This window comes from Ehrlichia minasensis (genome assembly GCF_004181775.1).
GTDB classification, from domain to species: Bacteria; Pseudomonadota; Alphaproteobacteria; order Rickettsiales; family Anaplasmataceae; genus Ehrlichia; species Ehrlichia minasensis.
This window is the reverse complement of sequence record NZ_QOHL01000024.1, coordinates 1-18,460: the sequence shown is the minus strand read 5'-3', so window position 1 is coordinate 18,460 and position 18,460 is coordinate 1. Positions and strand designations below refer to the sequence as shown.

At 33.1% G+C, this 18,460-nt stretch carries 13 protein-coding genes; all 13 read left to right on the top strand.

The annotated features are described in order from the left end of the window. Positions 1–1,396 (top strand): DUF3514 domain-containing protein (locus DRF75_RS04250; protein ID WP_129992727.1); only part of this gene is annotated, 1,396 nt, incomplete at its 5' end. 1,091 nt (positions 1,397–2,487) lie between these two features. Continuing rightward, positions 2,488–5,022, top strand: coding sequence for a DUF3514 domain-containing protein (locus DRF75_RS04245; protein ID WP_129992726.1), 2,535 nt, complete (start codon positions 2,488–2,490; stop codon positions 5,020–5,022). A 146-nt stretch (positions 5,023–5,168) separates the two neighbouring features. Beyond that, positions 5,169–5,414, top strand: a complete 246-nt coding sequence (locus DRF75_RS04240; protein ID WP_045171118.1) for a hypothetical protein — start codon at positions 5,169–5,171, stop codon at positions 5,412–5,414. A 403-nt stretch (positions 5,415–5,817) separates the two neighbouring features. Continuing rightward, a complete protein-coding gene (locus tag DRF75_RS04235; protein WP_129992725.1) occupies positions 5,818–6,066 on the top strand; it encodes a hypothetical protein in 249 nt (82 codons plus the stop codon). Between the two features lie 325 nt (positions 6,067–6,391). Continuing rightward, positions 6,392–6,550, top strand: a complete 159-nt coding sequence (locus tag DRF75_RS05080) for a hypothetical protein (protein ID WP_160249037.1) — start codon at positions 6,392–6,394, stop codon at positions 6,548–6,550. A 622-nt stretch (positions 6,551–7,172) separates the two neighbouring features. Further along, complete coding sequence (locus tag DRF75_RS04230) at positions 7,173–9,113, top strand: DUF3514 domain-containing protein (protein ID WP_165375562.1); 1,941 nt, start codon at positions 7,173–7,175, stop codon at positions 9,111–9,113. 371 nt (positions 9,114–9,484) lie between these two features. Continuing rightward, positions 9,485–11,902 carry a DUF3514 domain-containing protein gene (locus tag DRF75_RS05220; RefSeq protein WP_129992723.1) on the top strand — a complete coding sequence of 806 codons (2,418 nt, stop codon included), beginning with the start codon at positions 9,485–9,487 and terminating at the stop codon, positions 11,900–11,902. Continuing rightward, positions 11,887–12,195 (top strand): DUF3514 domain-containing protein, encoded by a 309-nt coding sequence (locus DRF75_RS05215; protein ID WP_129992722.1) that lies wholly within the window; start codon positions 11,887–11,889, stop codon positions 12,193–12,195. The genes DRF75_RS05220 and DRF75_RS05215 overlap by 16 nt, the downstream gene beginning before the upstream one ends. 325 nt (positions 12,196–12,520) lie before the next feature. After that, on the top strand, positions 12,521–12,766 hold the full coding sequence (locus DRF75_RS04215; protein WP_129992721.1) for a hypothetical protein: 246 nt from the start codon (positions 12,521–12,523) through the stop codon (positions 12,764–12,766). A gap of 164 nt (positions 12,767–12,930) precedes the next feature. Continuing rightward, on the top strand, positions 12,931–14,931 hold the full coding sequence (locus tag DRF75_RS04210) for a DUF3514 domain-containing protein (protein WP_129992720.1): 2,001 nt from the start codon (positions 12,931–12,933) through the stop codon (positions 14,929–14,931). Between the two features lie 218 nt (positions 14,932–15,149). Further along, complete coding sequence (locus DRF75_RS04205) at positions 15,150–15,377, top strand: hypothetical protein (protein WP_129992719.1); 228 nt, start codon at positions 15,150–15,152, stop codon at positions 15,375–15,377. Between the two features lie 164 nt (positions 15,378–15,541). After that, complete coding sequence (locus DRF75_RS04200) at positions 15,542–17,320, top strand: DUF3514 domain-containing protein (RefSeq protein ID WP_129992718.1); 1,779 nt, start codon at positions 15,542–15,544, stop codon at positions 17,318–17,320. Positions 17,321–17,635: 315 nt separating this feature from the next. Further along, on the top strand, positions 17,636–18,460 hold an 825-nt coding region (locus tag DRF75_RS04195; RefSeq protein ID WP_129992717.1), incomplete at its 3' end, for a hypothetical protein.

Here is an 18,460-nt window from a genome sequence, read left to right as displayed (position 1 = left end):
TAAACCACCTGAGAAACCTGCAGTTCAATTTTTTGATTGGGATAGTAAGAGTTATAAGGAGAAAGATCCTTTTCTTGAGCAAGAGGCTGCGAAAGGTAAGGATCAAGATAAAGGGCCTTTGGAGTCTGGCATTGTACAACAAGGTTTAGAGGATGCAGAAGAACAACTTGTTAAATTGGCTAAAGAAATTAGCCTAAGTGACTTAGGTGCAGCAGGTCCATTAGAAAGTAGTGTTGAACAAGTAGATGATAAAACAGGTGGACCCGGTACTGTTAAACCAAGTACTCAGCTGACTGGTGTAGGTACGGTGCTTGTAAGAGTGGATCCTGAAAAACAAGGTAAGAAAAATATTGTTTATAGCAAGGACAGTTTAATACCTTTGCATATAGATAAATATTCAACATTATCTAATCAAGAATATCGTGTTGCAGCTAATAAATTTAAAAACAAATTATTTGTTTTTCAAAATGCGCATATTAACTATTGTTGTGATATTCTAACGAGTATATTTTATGTAAAGGATCTTAGGGTTCATGTTAATGCACAGCTAGAAGGTTTATTAGGCAAAGTAACAGATCCTCAACTCTGTATTTTTATAGTTAAAGTTGGTTTGCTAATAAATTTTGCAGCAGTCTTTCCTGATAATAATTTTTGTGCTGCTATAACTTATAATGCACGACTGTGTTGGGATAAAGCTATAGTCAATACACTCTTAAGAAAATTCCTTGCATATATTAGCAATGGAAAATTCGACATACCTGTACTTCATTTTTATTTTTCTAGAATATTGCCTTCGCCTTCAGAGAATAGAGCAATGCATAGTCCAGTTTTTTATAGAAGGGTGTTATGTATATTGTGTGAGCTCGTAAAGTTGAGGTTATGTGATCCAGATTGTGCAAATCGGCATGGTGTGTTAGAGTTTGGGATAGTACATTGTGCAATGTTATTGGGTACTATGTATAAACATTATGGAACACTTGCTCGGTCTTCTGGAAGGATTGGCAGCGGTGTTAATTTTAGTATATTGGTTACTCATATGGGACCAGCAAGCCCTCATAGAGGAGTTTTTGGGAAATTATGTGTAGCTATATTACGTAAACTAACGTGTATGTATAGTTTACACTATAATGAATCAATACTGATTGAAGGTCTGCATGTACCAGCTGGGATTGTTTTAAGTGCCTCTGAGAATTTTTGTGATAGAGTTAGGCAATGTGTTAATAGTGGTGGTATAGATTTTGGTATAATTATCGATGATATGGCTATGCAAGTTTGTCTATTGCTTGATAAAATGCATTTAGCTGCTATAGAAGAGGAGATAGTATCATATAGTATGCTTTATCACAAGCTAATGAATGATCATGGTGGTGACAAACATCAAGGCCCTAGTAGATAAGAATTTATCGATTTTAAAATTTTTGTCTAGTTAAATTGCAGTATGATTAAATGTTATGTATGTGTGCTTAATGTAAACTATGTTAAAGTAATCAAGTTTTGTGTAAGTGTATTTTTGTCTAGTTAAAGCAGTATAATAAAATGTTATGTCTGTGTGCTTAATGTAAACTGTGTCAAAGTAATCAAGTTTTGTATAAGTGTGTGTTTTTATAATTTCTAGTAATGTTAGTATTTTTAGCATTTGTATCTGTTGTCGTTAGTACTGCGGCTGCACTGTTATTTAAATGGATTACTAATGCTGATTGAAATAAAGAAAATCAATAAGAGAAATAGAAGAAACATGATAAAAAAAACTGTGTGCAAGGGTCTGATATAGATAGTCATAGTTAAAGGTAGAATGTGTGATGAAAATAACATGTCTAGTAGAGATATGAATAGTGGTAGAAAAAAGAAGAGATCAAGTCTTAGTAAGAAAGGTGTATAAAAAATAGACAAAACCTATAAGCTAAGCAAAACAGTACAGATTCTGTGAGGCAGTGAGACAACATATTGTTAATAATAGTATGAGTTTTGATATTGTGATAAATGATTTTGCTATGCAGATTTGTTACTTAGTCGATAACATATATTTAGCTGCTATTGGAGAAGAGTTATAGTATGGCTTATGATAAGGTATGCATGGTTCTGATAGTGCCAAAGTTCAAGGCCCTAGTAGATAAGAATTTATCGATTTTAAAATTTTTGTCTAGTTAAATTGCAGTATGATTAAATGCTATGTCTATGCGACTAGCGTAAGTTGTGTGAGAATAATCAAAATGTGTTTTATGAAAAGTACTGTAGTAATACTACACTGTTATTTCAGAACATTGCTGTTGATTATAAGTACTTATGTATTTAATACTTAATACTTTTTAGGAATAATCAGCTTGTTAATGTATTTTTGTTATTAAAAAGCTGAAAATATATTTATTATAGTTTTTATCAGATAGTTTTTTTATAACATTAAAAAAAAATGTTAAAATATTATAATCTGGAAGAAAAATTTAAATTCTTTTTATCTTGTGTAAGTGTGTGTTTTTATAGTTTCTAGTAATGTTAGTGTTTTTAGCAGTTATATCTGTTATTGGTGGTGCTGCAGCTGCAGTGTTACTTAAATTGATCGCTAATGCTGATCAAAACGAAAAAAATGAGAATGAGGAACAGAAGGATACTGATGAAGAAAAATGTGTGCAAGAATCTGGTAAAGGTGACCATAGTAAAGGTAAAACGCGTGATGGGAATACCACTCCTGAAAATGTAAGTAGCGGTAAAAGAAAGAAGAGATCAAGGACTAGTAAGAAAAGTGCGCAGGAAATAGGCAAAACTGGTCAAGACAAGCAAAACAGTGCAGATACTTCATCTGGTGAGAATGCTAATGGAGAAAAGGATGAGGGAAAGTTAAGTGGTAAAGCACAAGTAGTAATTCCTAAGAAGAATGTACAAGAACAGAGTGAAAATAGTCAGGATAGAAAAGCACAAAATGGAAGTGCAACATCTGGTGAAAATGTAAGGAGTAGTGGAAAAAGGAAAAAGTTAGGACATGGTGGACAAAGTGTACAGGAGATTGGTAAAGCTGATCAAGCTAAACAAGACGGTACAAATGTTGTATCTAGTAAAAATGTGAAAAAGAATAAGAGTGGATTAAAGGAAAGAGATGTTCAGAGTAAAGATGAGAGACATAGTACTGAAACTACATCTAGTGAAGGTGTAAAATCTGAAGAAGAAAGTAAAAAAGGATTAGAGCAGAAAGCGCAAGCAGCAGATGATAAATTTTATAGAGATGTTCAGTGTGAAGATAAGAAACATGACGCTGAGTCTGATGGAGACTTGACACATCAGGCTGGTAGTAGTGATATACCTATCCAAAGTGCAAGTGAGCATACTGATACACTTGCTCAAAGGAAAAAATCTGATCAAAATATAGGTAAGGATGTTGTAGGGAGTGGTGATACTCCACAAGCGTCTAGTTCGCTGGATCAATATTTAGCTCTAGGTGCAAGACCAAAAGAGCGTTCTACTAAATCTACTAAAGGAAAAATACCTAAGCCAACTAGTAAACCTGCAGTTGAATTTTATGATTGGTCTAGTAGACATTATGGGGAAGAAGATCCTTTGCTTGTTCAATCTGCGAAAGAATCTGTTTCTGTGGTTAAATCTACAGCTGGTGGAGAGGATGTTTCTACATTGTTAGGTGCTGCTAAAGTTCAACAAAAACCTAGTAAAAGTACTACTAGTACGGGTTTAAGTTTAGTTGTGGAAAGTCAAGATACTCACGCTGAACAACCTACGAATTTGGAAGAAATTTCTTTGGGTACACAGCAAGTAACTATTCTTGGATCTATAGGTCAAAGAATATCAGATCCTATAGGAAACACTGTGGCAGCATCTAGTGTTGTGCAAAAAGTATGTGATAAAGATATACAAAAAGGTGAGAGTAAGGAAACTGTTGGTGATAGTCGATCACAAGGTTTTAATCAGCATTTAAAATCTTTGAAAGTATCTAAAGTTAGTGTAAGAGATAGCAAAAATAAACAATCAGTTATTGATTTTAATCAAAATGTATTACCATCTGCTCTTGATATTTTAAAATATGCTGGTAAAAAGCCTCTAAGAAGGCAGGCAGCACTTAACTTTAAGTTTTGTGCTTTAAAAATGATGCACTTGAAATATTGCTGTGATATGTCTAAAAAAATATTTTTAATGCAAAAGGGTAAGATATATACTTGTGACAGAGTTCTATCTTTTTTGAGACTTAACATTCCAAATTATAGAATGTGTATTTTTGTACTTAAGCTTTTTTATGTGTTGAATTGTACTGAAATTATAAGTCAACCTACCTTTTGTAAAAGTTTAGTTTATAATGCATATTTTTTTCGTAAACCATCAATACTATGTAGTTGTATTAGCGACCTGCTTGTTACTATGCAACATGGCTACCCAAGTATGGATGCAGTACGTGGGGTATTATATCGTTGTCATGTTAGAGTGCTTTCCCAAAATAATACAAGTACATTACATGGAGGGGCATTTTTTTCTGAGTTATTACAAGTGTTGGTTTGTCTTGCATCTATTAGATTAAGTGTACCAGATTGTCTAGCTGAAGAATTAGACTTTACAATAGTAGGTTGTTCTATGCTGCTTGGTAGCTTGTATAGTAATTATAAACACATTGCAGGTCTTGAAATAAATCTTACTAAGGAATCTGGTATTGGAGCATTACTCGATTGCATGGGATCAACTGGTCCTTGTAGAGGAAAATTAGGTACCATATGTTACTATATGTTGTGTAATATGCTGTATATGTATAATGCAAGTTATAATACTGATGTATTAATGTGTGGTGTTTGTTTACCAGCAAGGTTGGTAAAACAATGTTCTCAATATTTTTACAGTAAGGTCGAAAATAGTGTAGGAAATGGTACTATGGGTTTTCATGTTATAATAGAAGATCTGTCTATGCTTATTTGTAGCATGCTTGATAGATTTAATTTAGCTGCTTTTGAGCGGGAAATACAGGCATATGCTGACTTATATGATATGGTAATACATAACTCTAATGTGATGGAAAATCAAGGACTTGAAAGATGAAAGTTTGTAATTTCGAAGTTTTGTTTAATAAAAAAATATCATATCTGGTTGAAATATGTATGTAATAGATATCATGTAAGGACAATTACAATTGAGCGGGAAATACAGGAATGTTCTGACTTATATGATATGGTAGCATAACTCTAATGTTGCGGAAAATCAAAGACTTGGAGGATGAAAGTTTGTACTTTTTAAGAAGGGAATTGTCTGTTGGTCCTGATGAGCAGCATTATTTTGCTTGTAATACAAGGGTAGGTATGCATGGTTATGATAGCCCGGTAGAAATAATGCAACCTAGTAGTAATTTGCCAGGTAGTCAATTAAGTGAAAATACTTATGTACAAAATTATTCTGCTGTTGGTGCAAGACCAAAAATGAGTTATGGCGGTTAACAAAAAAGGAATGTGCAACGTGCTACTAATTTACCAAATATAGGTAATAACTCTAATAGTGTAATTAATGATTGCTTTACACAGCATTGTTCAACATTAAATAGTAAGTAGTATATCTGCAGCTGAGCTTGTTACTTGTCATGCAAGGCAATTCGGTGATTTCATAAAAAGCGCTTACGTAAGGTTACTGCAGAAAAAATATAGTCAACTAACCAACGATTTAAAGGGTGTTTGTATAAATTTATAAATATGCAGTTTATATATTGCTGTGAAATGCTACAGAAGCTTTTTTGTATGCAAGATAATAGGTTATGTGTTACATACTGAGGTTTTGTTGATAAATTTGCAACATTAAAATTTGTGTGTCCTGGTACTTAAACTTTGTTTCACATTATGTTGTACAGTGCCATTAGACCGACAAAATTTTTGTAATACTGTAATCTATAATGCTCGTGTTCATGAGAAATACTTATTGGATATGTTGATTATGAAAGTTTATGAAGGTATGCAGTATGAAGGATTCAAATTTCGTCATTTCAAACAAATATTGTATTGTCAGTATCTCAACAGGTTGAGTTTTAGTGATGTAATGTTTCGTGATGGAGATTTTTTCGTGGTATATATGTATTATTGTGTGAGCTTAGCTACCTGAGGGTAAATAGTATATTGTCGTCACATGATATATTGGATTTTGCAATAGTAAGTTGTGCGATTATATGTGGTAGTATGTAAAATAAGAAACCAAGAGTTGAGGAACGTGATATTATGTGTTTAGTTGAACATATGAAATCAACAGGGCATCAAAGAGGGGTATTTGGTCAATGTGTTACGATCTGTTATATCAAAGTGCGGTATATGTATAATATGGATAATAATAAATTAGTTAAACTTCATAATATGTTATTTCCAAGTGCACTGTAGCACAATGTTCTCTAGGTTTTTGCGAGAGAGCTGAAGAGCATATAGCTGAGGGTACTATGTCTTTTAACATGATTATGACAGGTATTGCTAGTTGTATTTGTAGAATGATGGGTGGATATCACTTAGGTCCTTTTAAGTATGAAGTAGCTTCATATGCTAACCTGTATGATGATATAGTACGTAATCTTGATAAAGGTTCTAGTAATCAAAGATAGAAGTTTTGTCATGCTGAGAATTTTGTTCAGTTATGAAAACATATGTGAGTGAAAATCTGAAGTACAGTATTTTCTTTGGTAAAGGTAATATAATAGATAGAAGATACACTTAACTTTTTTTGTATAGATAAATTCTGCAAATGAGTTTAAATATGAAGTAAATTAATGACTAAGCTGTGTGATGAATACAATAAGTGATCTTGATAAAGGTTCTAGTAATCAAAGATAGAAGTTTTGTCATGCTGAAAATTTTGTTCAGTTATGAAAATGTATGTGAGTGAAAATCTGAAGTATATGATGCCTTATAGCAAGACTATCTTGGGTAGAATTTGTGTAGTTGTGGTTATTATGTATTTCATAAGAAGTGTTACTGTGGCATTTATTCACAGTGTTACTATTAAGTAATATATCCTACTAGTTTTAGGAATAAAAGTATTTTTATTGCTTATATACTGCGGTAAGTAGTTATTAAGGTAAAGTTATGTAGCTAATCTGTTAATTAATTTCTTTAGAATTTTTTTATAAATTGTAACGTTATTGTTAATATATCTTGTTAGATTATTATAAACATAGTATTAATTATCAAAATTTGAACTATTTTTTAATATATATGTTGTTAGTTATGAGACTTTTAAATAAAGTATTGCGTGGTTTAATGTATAGTGTTGATCAATGTGAAACAAGTGAAGAAAATTATGAAAGAAAAGAACAAAATAGTGATGAGGAATCAAAAGGAATTGATAAATATAGTCAATATCAATCTAAAATGTGTGATGTCAAAACTTCGTCTGAGAAAAATTTAGAAGCAGGTGGGATTTATAACTTGCATCATCAATCCAATGATGAAGAAGATCTTAGTAGATCTGAAGTATTCCATAATACTGGTCTACATTCTGAAATTAGTGATACAATACAATCATCTGATTTACAAGCTGAGTATTTACGTCAGGGTGCAAGACCAAAAGTATGCTCTAGTAAACCTACTGAAACTAAGAAACCTAATTGCATTAAAAACCCTGCAGTTGAGTTCTATGATTGGTCTAATAAATGTTATAAGGAAATAGAGCCTTTGCTTGTTAGAGTTAAAAGGAAATCTAAGGTAGGAAATATTCAATCAATAACTAGTGTAGCACAGTCTCAATCTACTGAGGAAGTGTTGTTTAAATCTAGTAGTGTTGAAATTGAACAAGTATCTGAAGAAGGATTAACTTTTGGTCCTGTATTACTGGAAGCTGATAAAGCAAATGAACAGTTAGTTGAAGTAAGTGAAATGAAATACTTAGGATCTATTATACCTAAGAGTGAAACATTAAAATCCCATTCAGAGTATACGCAATGTGATTTAGAAGATACGTTTTTATCTGATGTAGTTGATTATGAGCAAGAACAAGAAATCATTAAAATGTTCGAGCAAGTTGGTTTTGAAGATATAAATCAATCTTTAATTGTGTCAGATTTATGTGATGCAGGCGTATCAGAAAGTAGTGTGAAAAAATCTAAAGATAATAAGGCTTTAAATGTGTGTATAGAATCTGTAGAAGCATCAAGCGTTACTATGAGTCAAACTGCTTCTTGTAATAAAAGTGCAATGGAACACTTACAGAATGGTGGGATAAAAGCTGATGATGTGGAATGTGGAAGGAGCCTGCAAAGGCAATACCAGAATAGATTGTATAGTTTTATGGATATGCATTTTAGGTATAGTTGTGATATTATTGAAGAGATTTTTTATGTGCAGGATAATAGAGTATTTCTTCATGACAATATAATGAATTTTTTAGTGAGTGAAGTGTCGGATTATAGATTGTGTGGTTTTATACTTCACCTTTATTCTGTATTGCATTGTACATTACTATTAAATCGACCTGAATTTTGTGATAACCTTATTTATAACAGATATGTTGGTGCAACTTCAGTACTGAATGTGTGTCTTGTAGACCTTCTTACTAATATCCAAAGTACAAGCATGTCTTTTTGTAGGTTAAAGGAAATTATGCATTATCATCATGTTCAGAGATTCCCTACAATTGTGACGTGTTATAGCAGTAATTTTTTTTCTGATGTATTACAATTATTACGTAGTCTTGCATCTGTTAAATCAGGTAGCACAAATTGTTCACGTAGAGTATTAAACTTTGCAATAGTAAGTTGTGCAATAATTCTTGGTAGTATGTATAGTAAAATGAAAGTTACATCGTCTAGGACAAGGGTTAATGAAGACAATAAACATACAGAGGTTTTTGGTTTAATGTGTTACTATGTGTTATATAAAATGCAGTATATGTATGATGTACATAGTAATATGATGGTTGTAATAGATGATCTATATTTTCCTAGTATGCTGATAGAACAATGTTCTGTAAATTTTCTTAATATAGCTAAAGCGCGAATTGCTAGTGATAGTATGGATTTTGATGTTATTATGGATGATCTAACAAATAGCATTTGTTTGTTAATGACTAAAGATAACTTAGCTGCTTTTGAGCAGCATATAAAAGAATATGCTTGTGTGTATGATAGCCTGGTATATGATTTAGATAAATTTCATGGGAATGCAAGATAGAGTTTTATAACTTTAAAAGTTTATTATTTGGTTGATAGAAAATTCATCAGAATTGAGAGACTATGTTTATAGTGTCTTTAATATAAGTTGTGTATAACGTGGTTACTTATTTTGTGAGAACTATGGTAGTTTATTCTATTGTTTCAGAATATTGATCTCATGATGTTGATAATTTTCTGTTTTTAATATGTAAAAGAGTTTTTACATATTTCGTATGGTTACAGGTTAGAATAATAATACTATATATTAATTTATAAGCAGAATCCCTATGGCATATCTTGTGAAGATATTGAAAATATTGTAATATTAATTATGAAGAATTTAAACTTTCTTATTTATTGTTTTGGTGTGTGTTTTTATAATTTCTGGTTATGATATTAATATTATTAGCAATTATATCTTTTTTTGGTGGTGCTGTAGCTTCAGTATTGCTTAGATTACTTGTTAGTTCTGGGATAGGTAGAAATAGTAACAAAATATCTGGAAAAGATGAACGTTCAGAAAGTAATGAAAAAAGTTTACAAGAGGCTGGAAAAACTGGTCAAGATCAAGCTAAAGTGCATGGTGTAGAAATTGTGCGTACTCAACAAGTACAAGGTGGTAAGAAAAAGAAGCGTTCAAGGCATAGTAAACAAGAGGTACAAGAGTCTGATAGAACTGGCCAGCAACCTGCAAAAGATAGTGAGAATACTGCGTCTAATGAGAATGTAAGAGAAGATGGAAATGCTAAAGAAGGTTCAGTGGAAGAAATACAGCAAAAAGTTAGTAAGCAAGATATTCAGGGAACTAGTAAGGGTAGTCTAGATCAACCTGTAAAAGATGATACAGATACCGCGCCTGGTAAAGGTATAAAGAAGAGGTCGAACTCTCAAAAAGAGTTAAAGAAAAACGCACAATCAAAAGGTGAGAAAAAAGATATAGAAGAACCTAATAAAACTGTTCAAAGCCAGCAAGAAATAAGTAGGCTATCTGTTCAGGAAAATGTGGGGAATGTTGGAACTAGTATTGGTGATGCTGGTGTACAGCATACGAGTGGTCAGACGCTTGCAGTAAATGTTGGAAGTGAACCCTCTCAATATTTACCTCTAGGTGCAAGGCCAAAAGTATATACTGATAGAACTTCTAGAGGTAAGAAACCTAGAAAAACTAGAGTTAAACTTGATGATTGGTCTAGTAAGCATTATGAAGATAAAGCCGATGTGCCTATACAGGCCGCAAAAGAATATAAAGAAGGGATTGAAAAAGGCAGTATAACTGCTCAAACTTCTGAAAAGCCTGTTGATAGTTTTCAAGTTGAGCAAAAGCATGATGGTAGTGCCACTGATGACAATCTTGATGTATCTCAACAACCTGATTGGGGTAAAGTTGAAGCAGATGAGAGTTTAGCTGTACAAGAACCTGGTGCTCAAGTTGAACAATCTCCGTCTATAAAAGGTAAAAAACCTATAAAAGCTGCAGTTAAACTTGATGATTGGTCTAGTAAGCATTATGAAGATAAAGACGATGTGCCTATACAGGCCGCAAAAGAATATAAAGAAGGGATTGAAAAAGGCAGTGTAACTGTTCAAACTTCTGAAAAACCTGTTGATGATCCTCAAGTGTGGCAAAAGCATGATGGTAGTACCACTGATGACAGTCTTGATGTATCTCAGCAACCTGATTGTGGTAAAATTGGAGCAGATGAGAGTTTAGCTGTACAAGACCTTGGTACTCAATTTGAGTCTGTAGGAGGAGTATTTACACAAGAAGAAGATATTGTTAGTGCTGTAGAACAGTTAAGTTTGGATGAATTAGGTGCTGCAGTTCGTGTAAATCCAACAGTATTTGATCAAAGTATGCTTCTAGAAGAAAGTTCTTTAGGTATACAAGAAGAGGATGTATCTGGTGTTGTAAAACAAGTACCTGCAGGACCATCTGGTCAATGTATACAAAAAAGTGAAACTATTGTATCTAGTGAAGGTGCAGGAATTTTTAATACACACATAAAGTCTGTAGGTGTATCTGAAGTTGGAGGTGCAAAGGGGAAAAAAACTTTACATAAGAATATGTTACCAAAGTTTGTTAAGAGTGTGAAACCGTCTGGTGAAGAAGATATTGTAGTGGGAGCAAACTTCGAACAGCAGATATGTGTTCTTAGAGCTATACATCTTGAATACTGTCGTTCTATTAGTAGAGAACTTTTTGAACAGAGAAAAGGTAAGGTATTTATTAAGAAAGGTATTATGTCTTTTATAAAAAGAGCAATACCAGATAAAAACACTTGCACTTTTATATTTAAGTTTGCTTACATGTTGACTTGTATGGAAGTAATGAATCAACCTGAGATTGCTAACAGTATAATATGTAATGCATATTTATTTAGCAACCAATCATTGTTTGATCAAAGCATTACTCAAGTTATCCAATGTATGCAGAGCACAGCAAGTTTTGAACAAATATTGAAAGTATTGAGTAATTGTTGTGTTGAAATGGCAAATAGTGATCATCAATTTTATGATGGGAAATTTTTTAGAAATGTATTAGATGTTCTTCAAAGGCTCATGTTGTTTAGATTGGTTGATACAAGTTGCCCAAAGCAAGTGGTAGACTTGGCAATAGTAAAGTGTGCTATGATAATTGGTGATATGTATGCTAATTATATGTGTTTTGTTAAATCTCAAGGTAAATTTGTTAATGAAGAAGGTATTCGTGCAATAATTGAACATATGGGTGTGATGGTGGGGGGGGGGGACCAAGGCCTCACGCAGGAAGAGTTGGTAAGGTTTGTTATGATATGCTGGTTAACCTAATGTATATGTATGATCCACATTCTAATGGAGTAGTGCAAATTTCTGGTATATTCTTTCCAAGAAAGTTGATATGCCAATGTTCTGAACATTTAAGTGGTGAAATTGAAAGCAATATGACTAATGGTACTATGGGTTATAGTGTTATTGTAGAGGATCTTGCTATGCGTTTATGTGGTGAAACTGATAACTTTGCCATAGTTGCTTGTAGAGAGGAGATAGAAGCATATTCTGCTATATATGATGAAATGATTCGTAATTCTGGTGTTAGTGAAAGTAAGAGGCATCGGAGATAGTAATGTATAGAAGATTATTATGAAAAATATCTATAGTCATTATTGTTAATAGAAATTGTCTTATGTAATTGCTATTTCTGAAATAGGAACAACCGTTTTACCTAAACTTGTTTCTGTTTTTTCATTATCTAATTCCTGCCTATTTGACTTAATGAGTATTAGATTGCTCATTTGTAACTAGTGTTAGTAAGACTATGCTATTTATCAAATCACTTCTTGAAAGTTGGTTAAAACAAAGAGATTGCTACTTTTATTTGTGAAAATTTTGTAAATATGATAATATTAATCATAAAGAATTTAAATTTTCCAAAGTTGGTGTGTTGTTATGCTTGTGGTGGCAGTTGTTATGGGAGTAGCAACTTATGCGATAGTTGTATTGTGTAGTAAAAATAAAAAAGCTGGTGAGAAGGTAGATGATGGAAAAGTGGAAAAGGATCTAAGTGAGACGGTTGCTACTACTTCAAAAGAGAGATTAGGTCAACAAATCTCTGCATTAGGTTCTTCATCTTCTGATCAGGAGGTACTGAAAACAAACGATGTAGATGGAAGGGGGGGGGGGAGCCTAGCTTAGAAGAGAGTGTAGAAAAATTATCAAGTAAATCTTCAAGGAGAAGAAATAAGAAAAAAACAGCATTAGGAAAGTTAAAGGTTGTCACTCCTGATGTTGGTTCAGGAGATCGTGTTAGTAGTGTAACCGATGCTAGTTCTGAGCAAGAAGCAGTATCTTCTAGTACTGTGCCTGAAGCAGCTAATTTAGAAGATCGATATTTAGAGCAAGGTGCTAAACCGAAAGCACGTCATGGTAGTAAAAAAACTAAGGCTAGTAAAAAAACTAGTTCTCCATCATCTAGTGCTAAGAGTGCAGATGTTAAAAGTGCTAGTCAAAAAAGTGCAACAACACAAGATATGAAAGGTAAAGTTTCTGAGTCTGGTGTTAAAAGTTCTGCAGAGGTAGAAAGTGTTGGTGATGTAGGGAAAGATGTATCAGATGGAAAATTACAAAGCAGTGGTTTTTCTGAGGTTTCTGTTAGTAGTACTGCAGGGGCAGAAGATGTTGATAAGAAACAAAAATCTGATGTCGTGGCAGCACTATCTGGTACTGTACCATCAAAATCCTCAGTACCTGGCCACACTGAAATAAAACTTTCTGATTATCAAGTTGAAAGTAAACAGAGTACAAGCAGTAAAATACCTGTATCTACTGTTGAGACTACTGTACAAACAACAGATATTGGTGTGGTAGGAACAACTGATACTCTGTCAGAAGCTTGGCAAGAAGTGTCACATAAGTCTTCAAAAAGAAAAAACAAAAAAAAATTAACATCTGTAGAGTCAAGTGCAACTGCTGCTGTTACCAGTACTGTTGGTATTACTGATATTGCTGGTGCCACTGGTGTTGCTACTACTGATGTTGAGCCAGTAGGAAAACGGATGTCTGGTCAAGAGCATCAAGAGCCAAAGGCAGGTGATCAATATTTAAAGCAAGGTGCAAGGCCAAAAATTCGTGTTTCTAAAGGTGCAAGTTCTACTAATGATGTGGGTACTAAAACATCCGATGGTAAGAAAGGTACAGTTGCATCAGGTACTGCTGTGCAAGAAGAACCTAGTTTAAAATATGAAGAACCAGCTTTAGTTGATGTAAAGAGTGATCAAAAGCGTGCTGGTGTATTGTCGTCAGTAAAGGTTGTGTCACCTAAACGACATATGGTATTTAGTAAGTTTTTTGAGGAAGGCAAAGAATATGTTTCTTTAAGTGAACATACTAAAAAAGTAAGGGAATTTAGATCTGGTGTAGAAGATTTTGCAAGTATGCATATGGAATATTGTATAAATGCAATATTTGGTACATTTTCTGTTGAACAAGGTAAGCTTAAAATAAAATCTAATGTTCAACAGATGATATCATCTCTAACTGAGAAAACAGAAATGTGCATCTTTATGATTAAAATAGCTGCTTTAGACCACTGGTTAAGTAGAGTTGCTAATATTAATATCCAGAATAGTATTAAATACTGTGCAAGTCATTGGGATGATCAATCACGGATAGATATGTTATTACTTGATATTCTAAAGCTAGGAGTTGAGAACGTAAGATATCACTCACGGCAAACAAGTGAACTACTTCAGCGTTATGGTCGATCCATAGGGAAACAAAATGTTTTTAAATTACATTCTCGACATTTTTATGAAGAATTGTTAAAAATGTACAATGAACTTGTAGATGTACCAGTTCAAGATTTAGAATTAAAGGTGTTAAGAAATAGATTACTACTATCTTGCATGATGCAATTTGGACGAATGTACCGCGTGCTTCATCGTGTAAAACAAACAATACCTAAACACAAAGAAAAGCCGATATTTTTTAAAGGTAAGATGGTTGAACACTATTCTCCAAATTTTAGTTACTTCTGCTGTCACTTGAGAAATACTATGAGTCATTTGTATGATCCAGGTAGAAAAAATTTTATATGTACAGTGCATGGGCTTAAGTATCCATCAAGTTTAAATGTAATATGTGATTTTAGAGGACTTATTTTAGACATTCAACAGCATGTTGATTCACGTAGTATGTGTTTTGGTGTTTTTATTGATTCAATGGTATCTCGTGTAGAACGTTATTTGTCTAGTAAAATGACACTTGCTCTTGTTGAACAAGACATATTACGGTACTCGGTAGTAGTATTGAGTCGGTACTCTACTCTTGGTGAAGATGTGCGACCATCTTATGAATTGTAGATGTTAGTTCTTGTGGGTTTAGTTGATATATGTGTTGTGTTAATGCATTATAAGAGTTTGCAAGAATTTAATAAGTGCTGCGAAGTACATATTTAGTTTTAACATATTTCCAAAATTGTTTATGTGTTGTCGAAGAACATGTAGTATTACTTGTAAAAAAGTTAAAAATATAGTAATATTAATTATAGAAAAATCAAGTTTCAAATCAATATACTATTATGATTTTGCTTGCAATTGCAGTTGCTGCAGGGGCAATAACTCTTGCTACAGTTGTATTATGTGATAAAAGTAAAAAAACTGGTAGTAAGTCAAATGTAGATAACATAGGGACGAGCACAAATGGTGTTGTAGCTGCTGCTTCAGGTGAAGAGTTAAGTAAAGAATTATCTAGTTTAGAGACTACAAGCAGAATTTCAAATAGAGGGGGGGGGGGGAGCCTAGCTTAGAAAAGAATGTAGAAAAATTATCAAGTAAATCTTCAAGGAAAAGAAATAAGAAAAGATCAGCATTAAAAGAGTTAAAGGTTGTTACTCCTGATGTTGATGTAGAAGGTCATGCTAGTAGTGCACCTAATGCTAATTCTGAGCAAGAAGCAGTATCTTCTAGTATTGTGCCTGAAGCAACTAATTTAGAACCCCGATATCTAGAACAAGGTGCTAAGCCGAAAGTACGTCTTGCTGCTAGTAAGCAATCTAAAGACAGTGAAAAAACTAATGTTGCACTATCTAGTGTTAAAAGTACTGGTCAGAAAAGTACAAAAGTACAAGATGTAAAAGGTACATCTTCTGGGTTTGTTGTTAGGAGTTCTGAAAAAGCAGAAGGTGTTGATAGTGTGAAGAATGCTATGTCAAAAGATGATATGGCAATGTCAGCTGAGTTACCTACTAAAAAGATAGATGTAAAGATTTCTAGTAAACAAGCTAAAGCAGTACAAAGTTCAGGTGATGAATTTACTGAAGATTGGCATACTTCAAGAAGGAAGTCTGAAAAAGGAAAAAAAGCACGTCCTGTGTCGGGAGGCATATCGGGTAAGCCTTTAGACACATGTGCTGCAGTAGGCCATGCTAGTGATATGCCTGGTACTAGTACTGCACAGGTGGTAAAAGTTCCTGATCCTGTAAGTAAAGCTGAAGAATGCAGTTTAGAAGATAGATATTTAATACAAGGTGCAAAGCCAAAGGTTCGTGGTAGTCAATCTCATGTCGTAAAAAAGGTTGTTAATGATGAATCTGATGTTCAAAAGAGTAAAGTGGTACAGAGTACTGCTCAAAAGAAGATAGCACATTCAAGTAGTGCAGGTAGTGCGGATTGTATGCAAGGTGGTACTAATCTTACATCAGTGCAAACTGCTGCTGTTGGACATATGCAGATTAAACGTGTTTTTGATAGCACTTCTAAAGAAGAATTTAGGCTTAGTGCTATGAAATTTAAAGAAAATATAAAATGTTTTGCAAGGATGCATATTGACTACATCGCAGATTTTATGTTCGGTGTATTTGATGTTAAGGGTGATAAAATTGCATTAAAACCTAGAATTCTAAATGCTCTATTGAAGATAAGTGGTAATAGCAATCTATTGATATTTATGGTGAAAAGTAGTTTAGCTAGACATTTGCTACTTAGAACAGGGTTTCTTGCTCTTCTTGCTTATTTTAAATATTGTGCAAGTCACTACTATGACCCAAAGCATTTGGATGAGTTGTTGGTTAGTGTTATGCATTTGGGAATATATAATTTAAAAACTGTGTCACCACCATTGAAAGAAGTTTTGTTTTGTTTCCATGACAAATTTAAGGAGAATTATGTTTTTGGAATATATAATAGTAGTTTTTATGATGAAGTACTAAGTATGTTTTATGACTTTGCGAGTGCAGACATTCGAGATCCAGAGTTGCGTATGTTAAGTAATCTTTTAAAGATATCTTGTGCTGTACAGCTTGGTAATATGTATCGTCTTATCATTCAATCAGGGGATATGGCAATGCGTAAAAATGAGGAAATAACAAAATGTAAGATGTACAAAAGAAAGAGTGTAGGTTATTCAATATTTCATGCAAGAGTGTTTAGTAATGTATGTTGCAAGGCAAGAATGGTAGATAGTCATTTATACGGTACAAAAGAAAATAGAATATGTACAGTGCGTGGATTTAGCTTCCCAGGTAGAATTATTAATACGTGTAGTAATATTTTTAGTGTAGTAGAAGAACATGTCACTAAAGGTACTATGAATTTTGAGGTGTTTGCTAATAATGCGGCTGATTATCTTACACGGTCTCTTTTAATGAAAGAGACAATACATTTGGTTAGAAAAGATATAGTATTATATAAGAACGTGGTAGAATCAAAGTACCGAACTGTGGGTGGTAGTCAATATTCTCTTACGTTATAATATTTATAATATTTGGGGATTTTAATATGGATTTTAGGTACTAATGCTTAGAGTGTATATTAAATTACATACAGTGTCCCTATAAGGTGTACGTTAATAAGAAGTAGAATAAAAACTTGGTTAAAGTACTTACTGGGTACTTTAGACATGTTGTAATATCAAGTATATTTTTCTTAAGTTTATCTTAATAAATACATGTAAAGTGTTATAGGTAACATAAGGACCATTATATCCATCAGTAATGTGTTTTTATATGGATGCATACAAAGTATATATTTGTTTTTGTGTTGTTTCCTATAAAACTAGTATATTGTTATGATACTTCCTATAATCGCAATTATTGCAGGAGTAGCTGCTTATGCTATGGTTATGTTATATGATAAAAAGACTGGGAATAAGTCAAGTACAAAAAATACAGAAGCAAGTACAAATGATGAGACAAGCATTACCTCAGATGAGGAGTTAAGTAAGCAGTTATCTGAATTAAATATTGCATCTTCTGATCAGAATATTTTAGGTGCAGAAAATATTGATGATGGTATAGAAGCGCATAATCCTGTGTCAGCAGATAGAGTAAGATCTTCAAATAAATCTTCAAGAAGAAAAAAGAAATCAGATAAAAGTTCAATTACTTCTATTGTTACTACAGTGGAGTATGCAGGTGCTGTATCTGCTGTTAATTCTGAAAAAGAGTGTAAAGTCCCTTATGTTGTATCCGACAATCAAACTCATGGTTTAGAAAGTAAATATTTGCAGGAAGGTGCAAAACCAAAAATACGTCAACCACCTAATAAACAAACAAAATGTGCTAAGAAAACTAGTACAATGCAATCTGATGTTAAAGAGGATGTAAGTGCACGAAATTCTGACATTTTTAGCGATAGTGAACAAGGGTCAAGGAGTTCATTTTCTGAATCTTTTGATAGAAGTACTATAAAGGCAAGAAGTATTAAAAGTGAAGAAAGGCAAGGTGTCTTATCAGCAGGTGCAGTAAAGTTTGTGACTAAGACTTTAGCAGAAGCAGATCTAAAGGTTAAGGGGTCAGAGCTGAAAAAGTCCAGTCGTAAGGAAAAAGCCCAGAGTTTGCACAGTGTGAGTTCTGAGCTTTGTGGTGATAGTGCTGTAAAGTCGGAGTGTATT

What these genes read in the sequence shown, in the direction of transcription:
- DRF75_RS05080 (WP_160249037.1), top strand. Translation starts at nt 6,392, where the DNA reads ATGTCTTTTAACATGATTATGACAGGTATTGCTAGTTGTATTTGTAGA.
- DRF75_RS04215 (WP_129992721.1), top strand. Translation starts at nt 12,521, where the DNA reads ATGCTTGTGGTGGCAGTTGTTATGGGAGTAGCAACTTATGCGATAGTT.
- DRF75_RS05220 (WP_129992723.1), top strand. Translation starts at nt 9,485, where the DNA reads ATGATATTAATATTATTAGCAATTATATCTTTTTTTGGTGGTGCTGTA.
- DRF75_RS04245 (WP_129992726.1), top strand. Translation starts at nt 2,488, where the DNA reads ATGTTAGTGTTTTTAGCAGTTATATCTGTTATTGGTGGTGCTGCAGCT.
- DRF75_RS04240 (WP_045171118.1), top strand. Translation starts at nt 5,169, where the DNA reads ATGTTGCGGAAAATCAAAGACTTGGAGGATGAAAGTTTGTACTTTTTA.
- DRF75_RS04230 (WP_165375562.1), top strand. Translation starts at nt 7,173, where the DNA reads ATGAGACTTTTAAATAAAGTATTGCGTGGTTTAATGTATAGTGTTGAT.
- DRF75_RS04205 (WP_129992719.1), top strand. Translation starts at nt 15,150, where the DNA reads ATGATTTTGCTTGCAATTGCAGTTGCTGCAGGGGCAATAACTCTTGCT.
- DRF75_RS05215 (WP_129992722.1), top strand. Translation starts at nt 11,887, where the DNA reads ATGCTGGTTAACCTAATGTATATGTATGATCCACATTCTAATGGAGTA.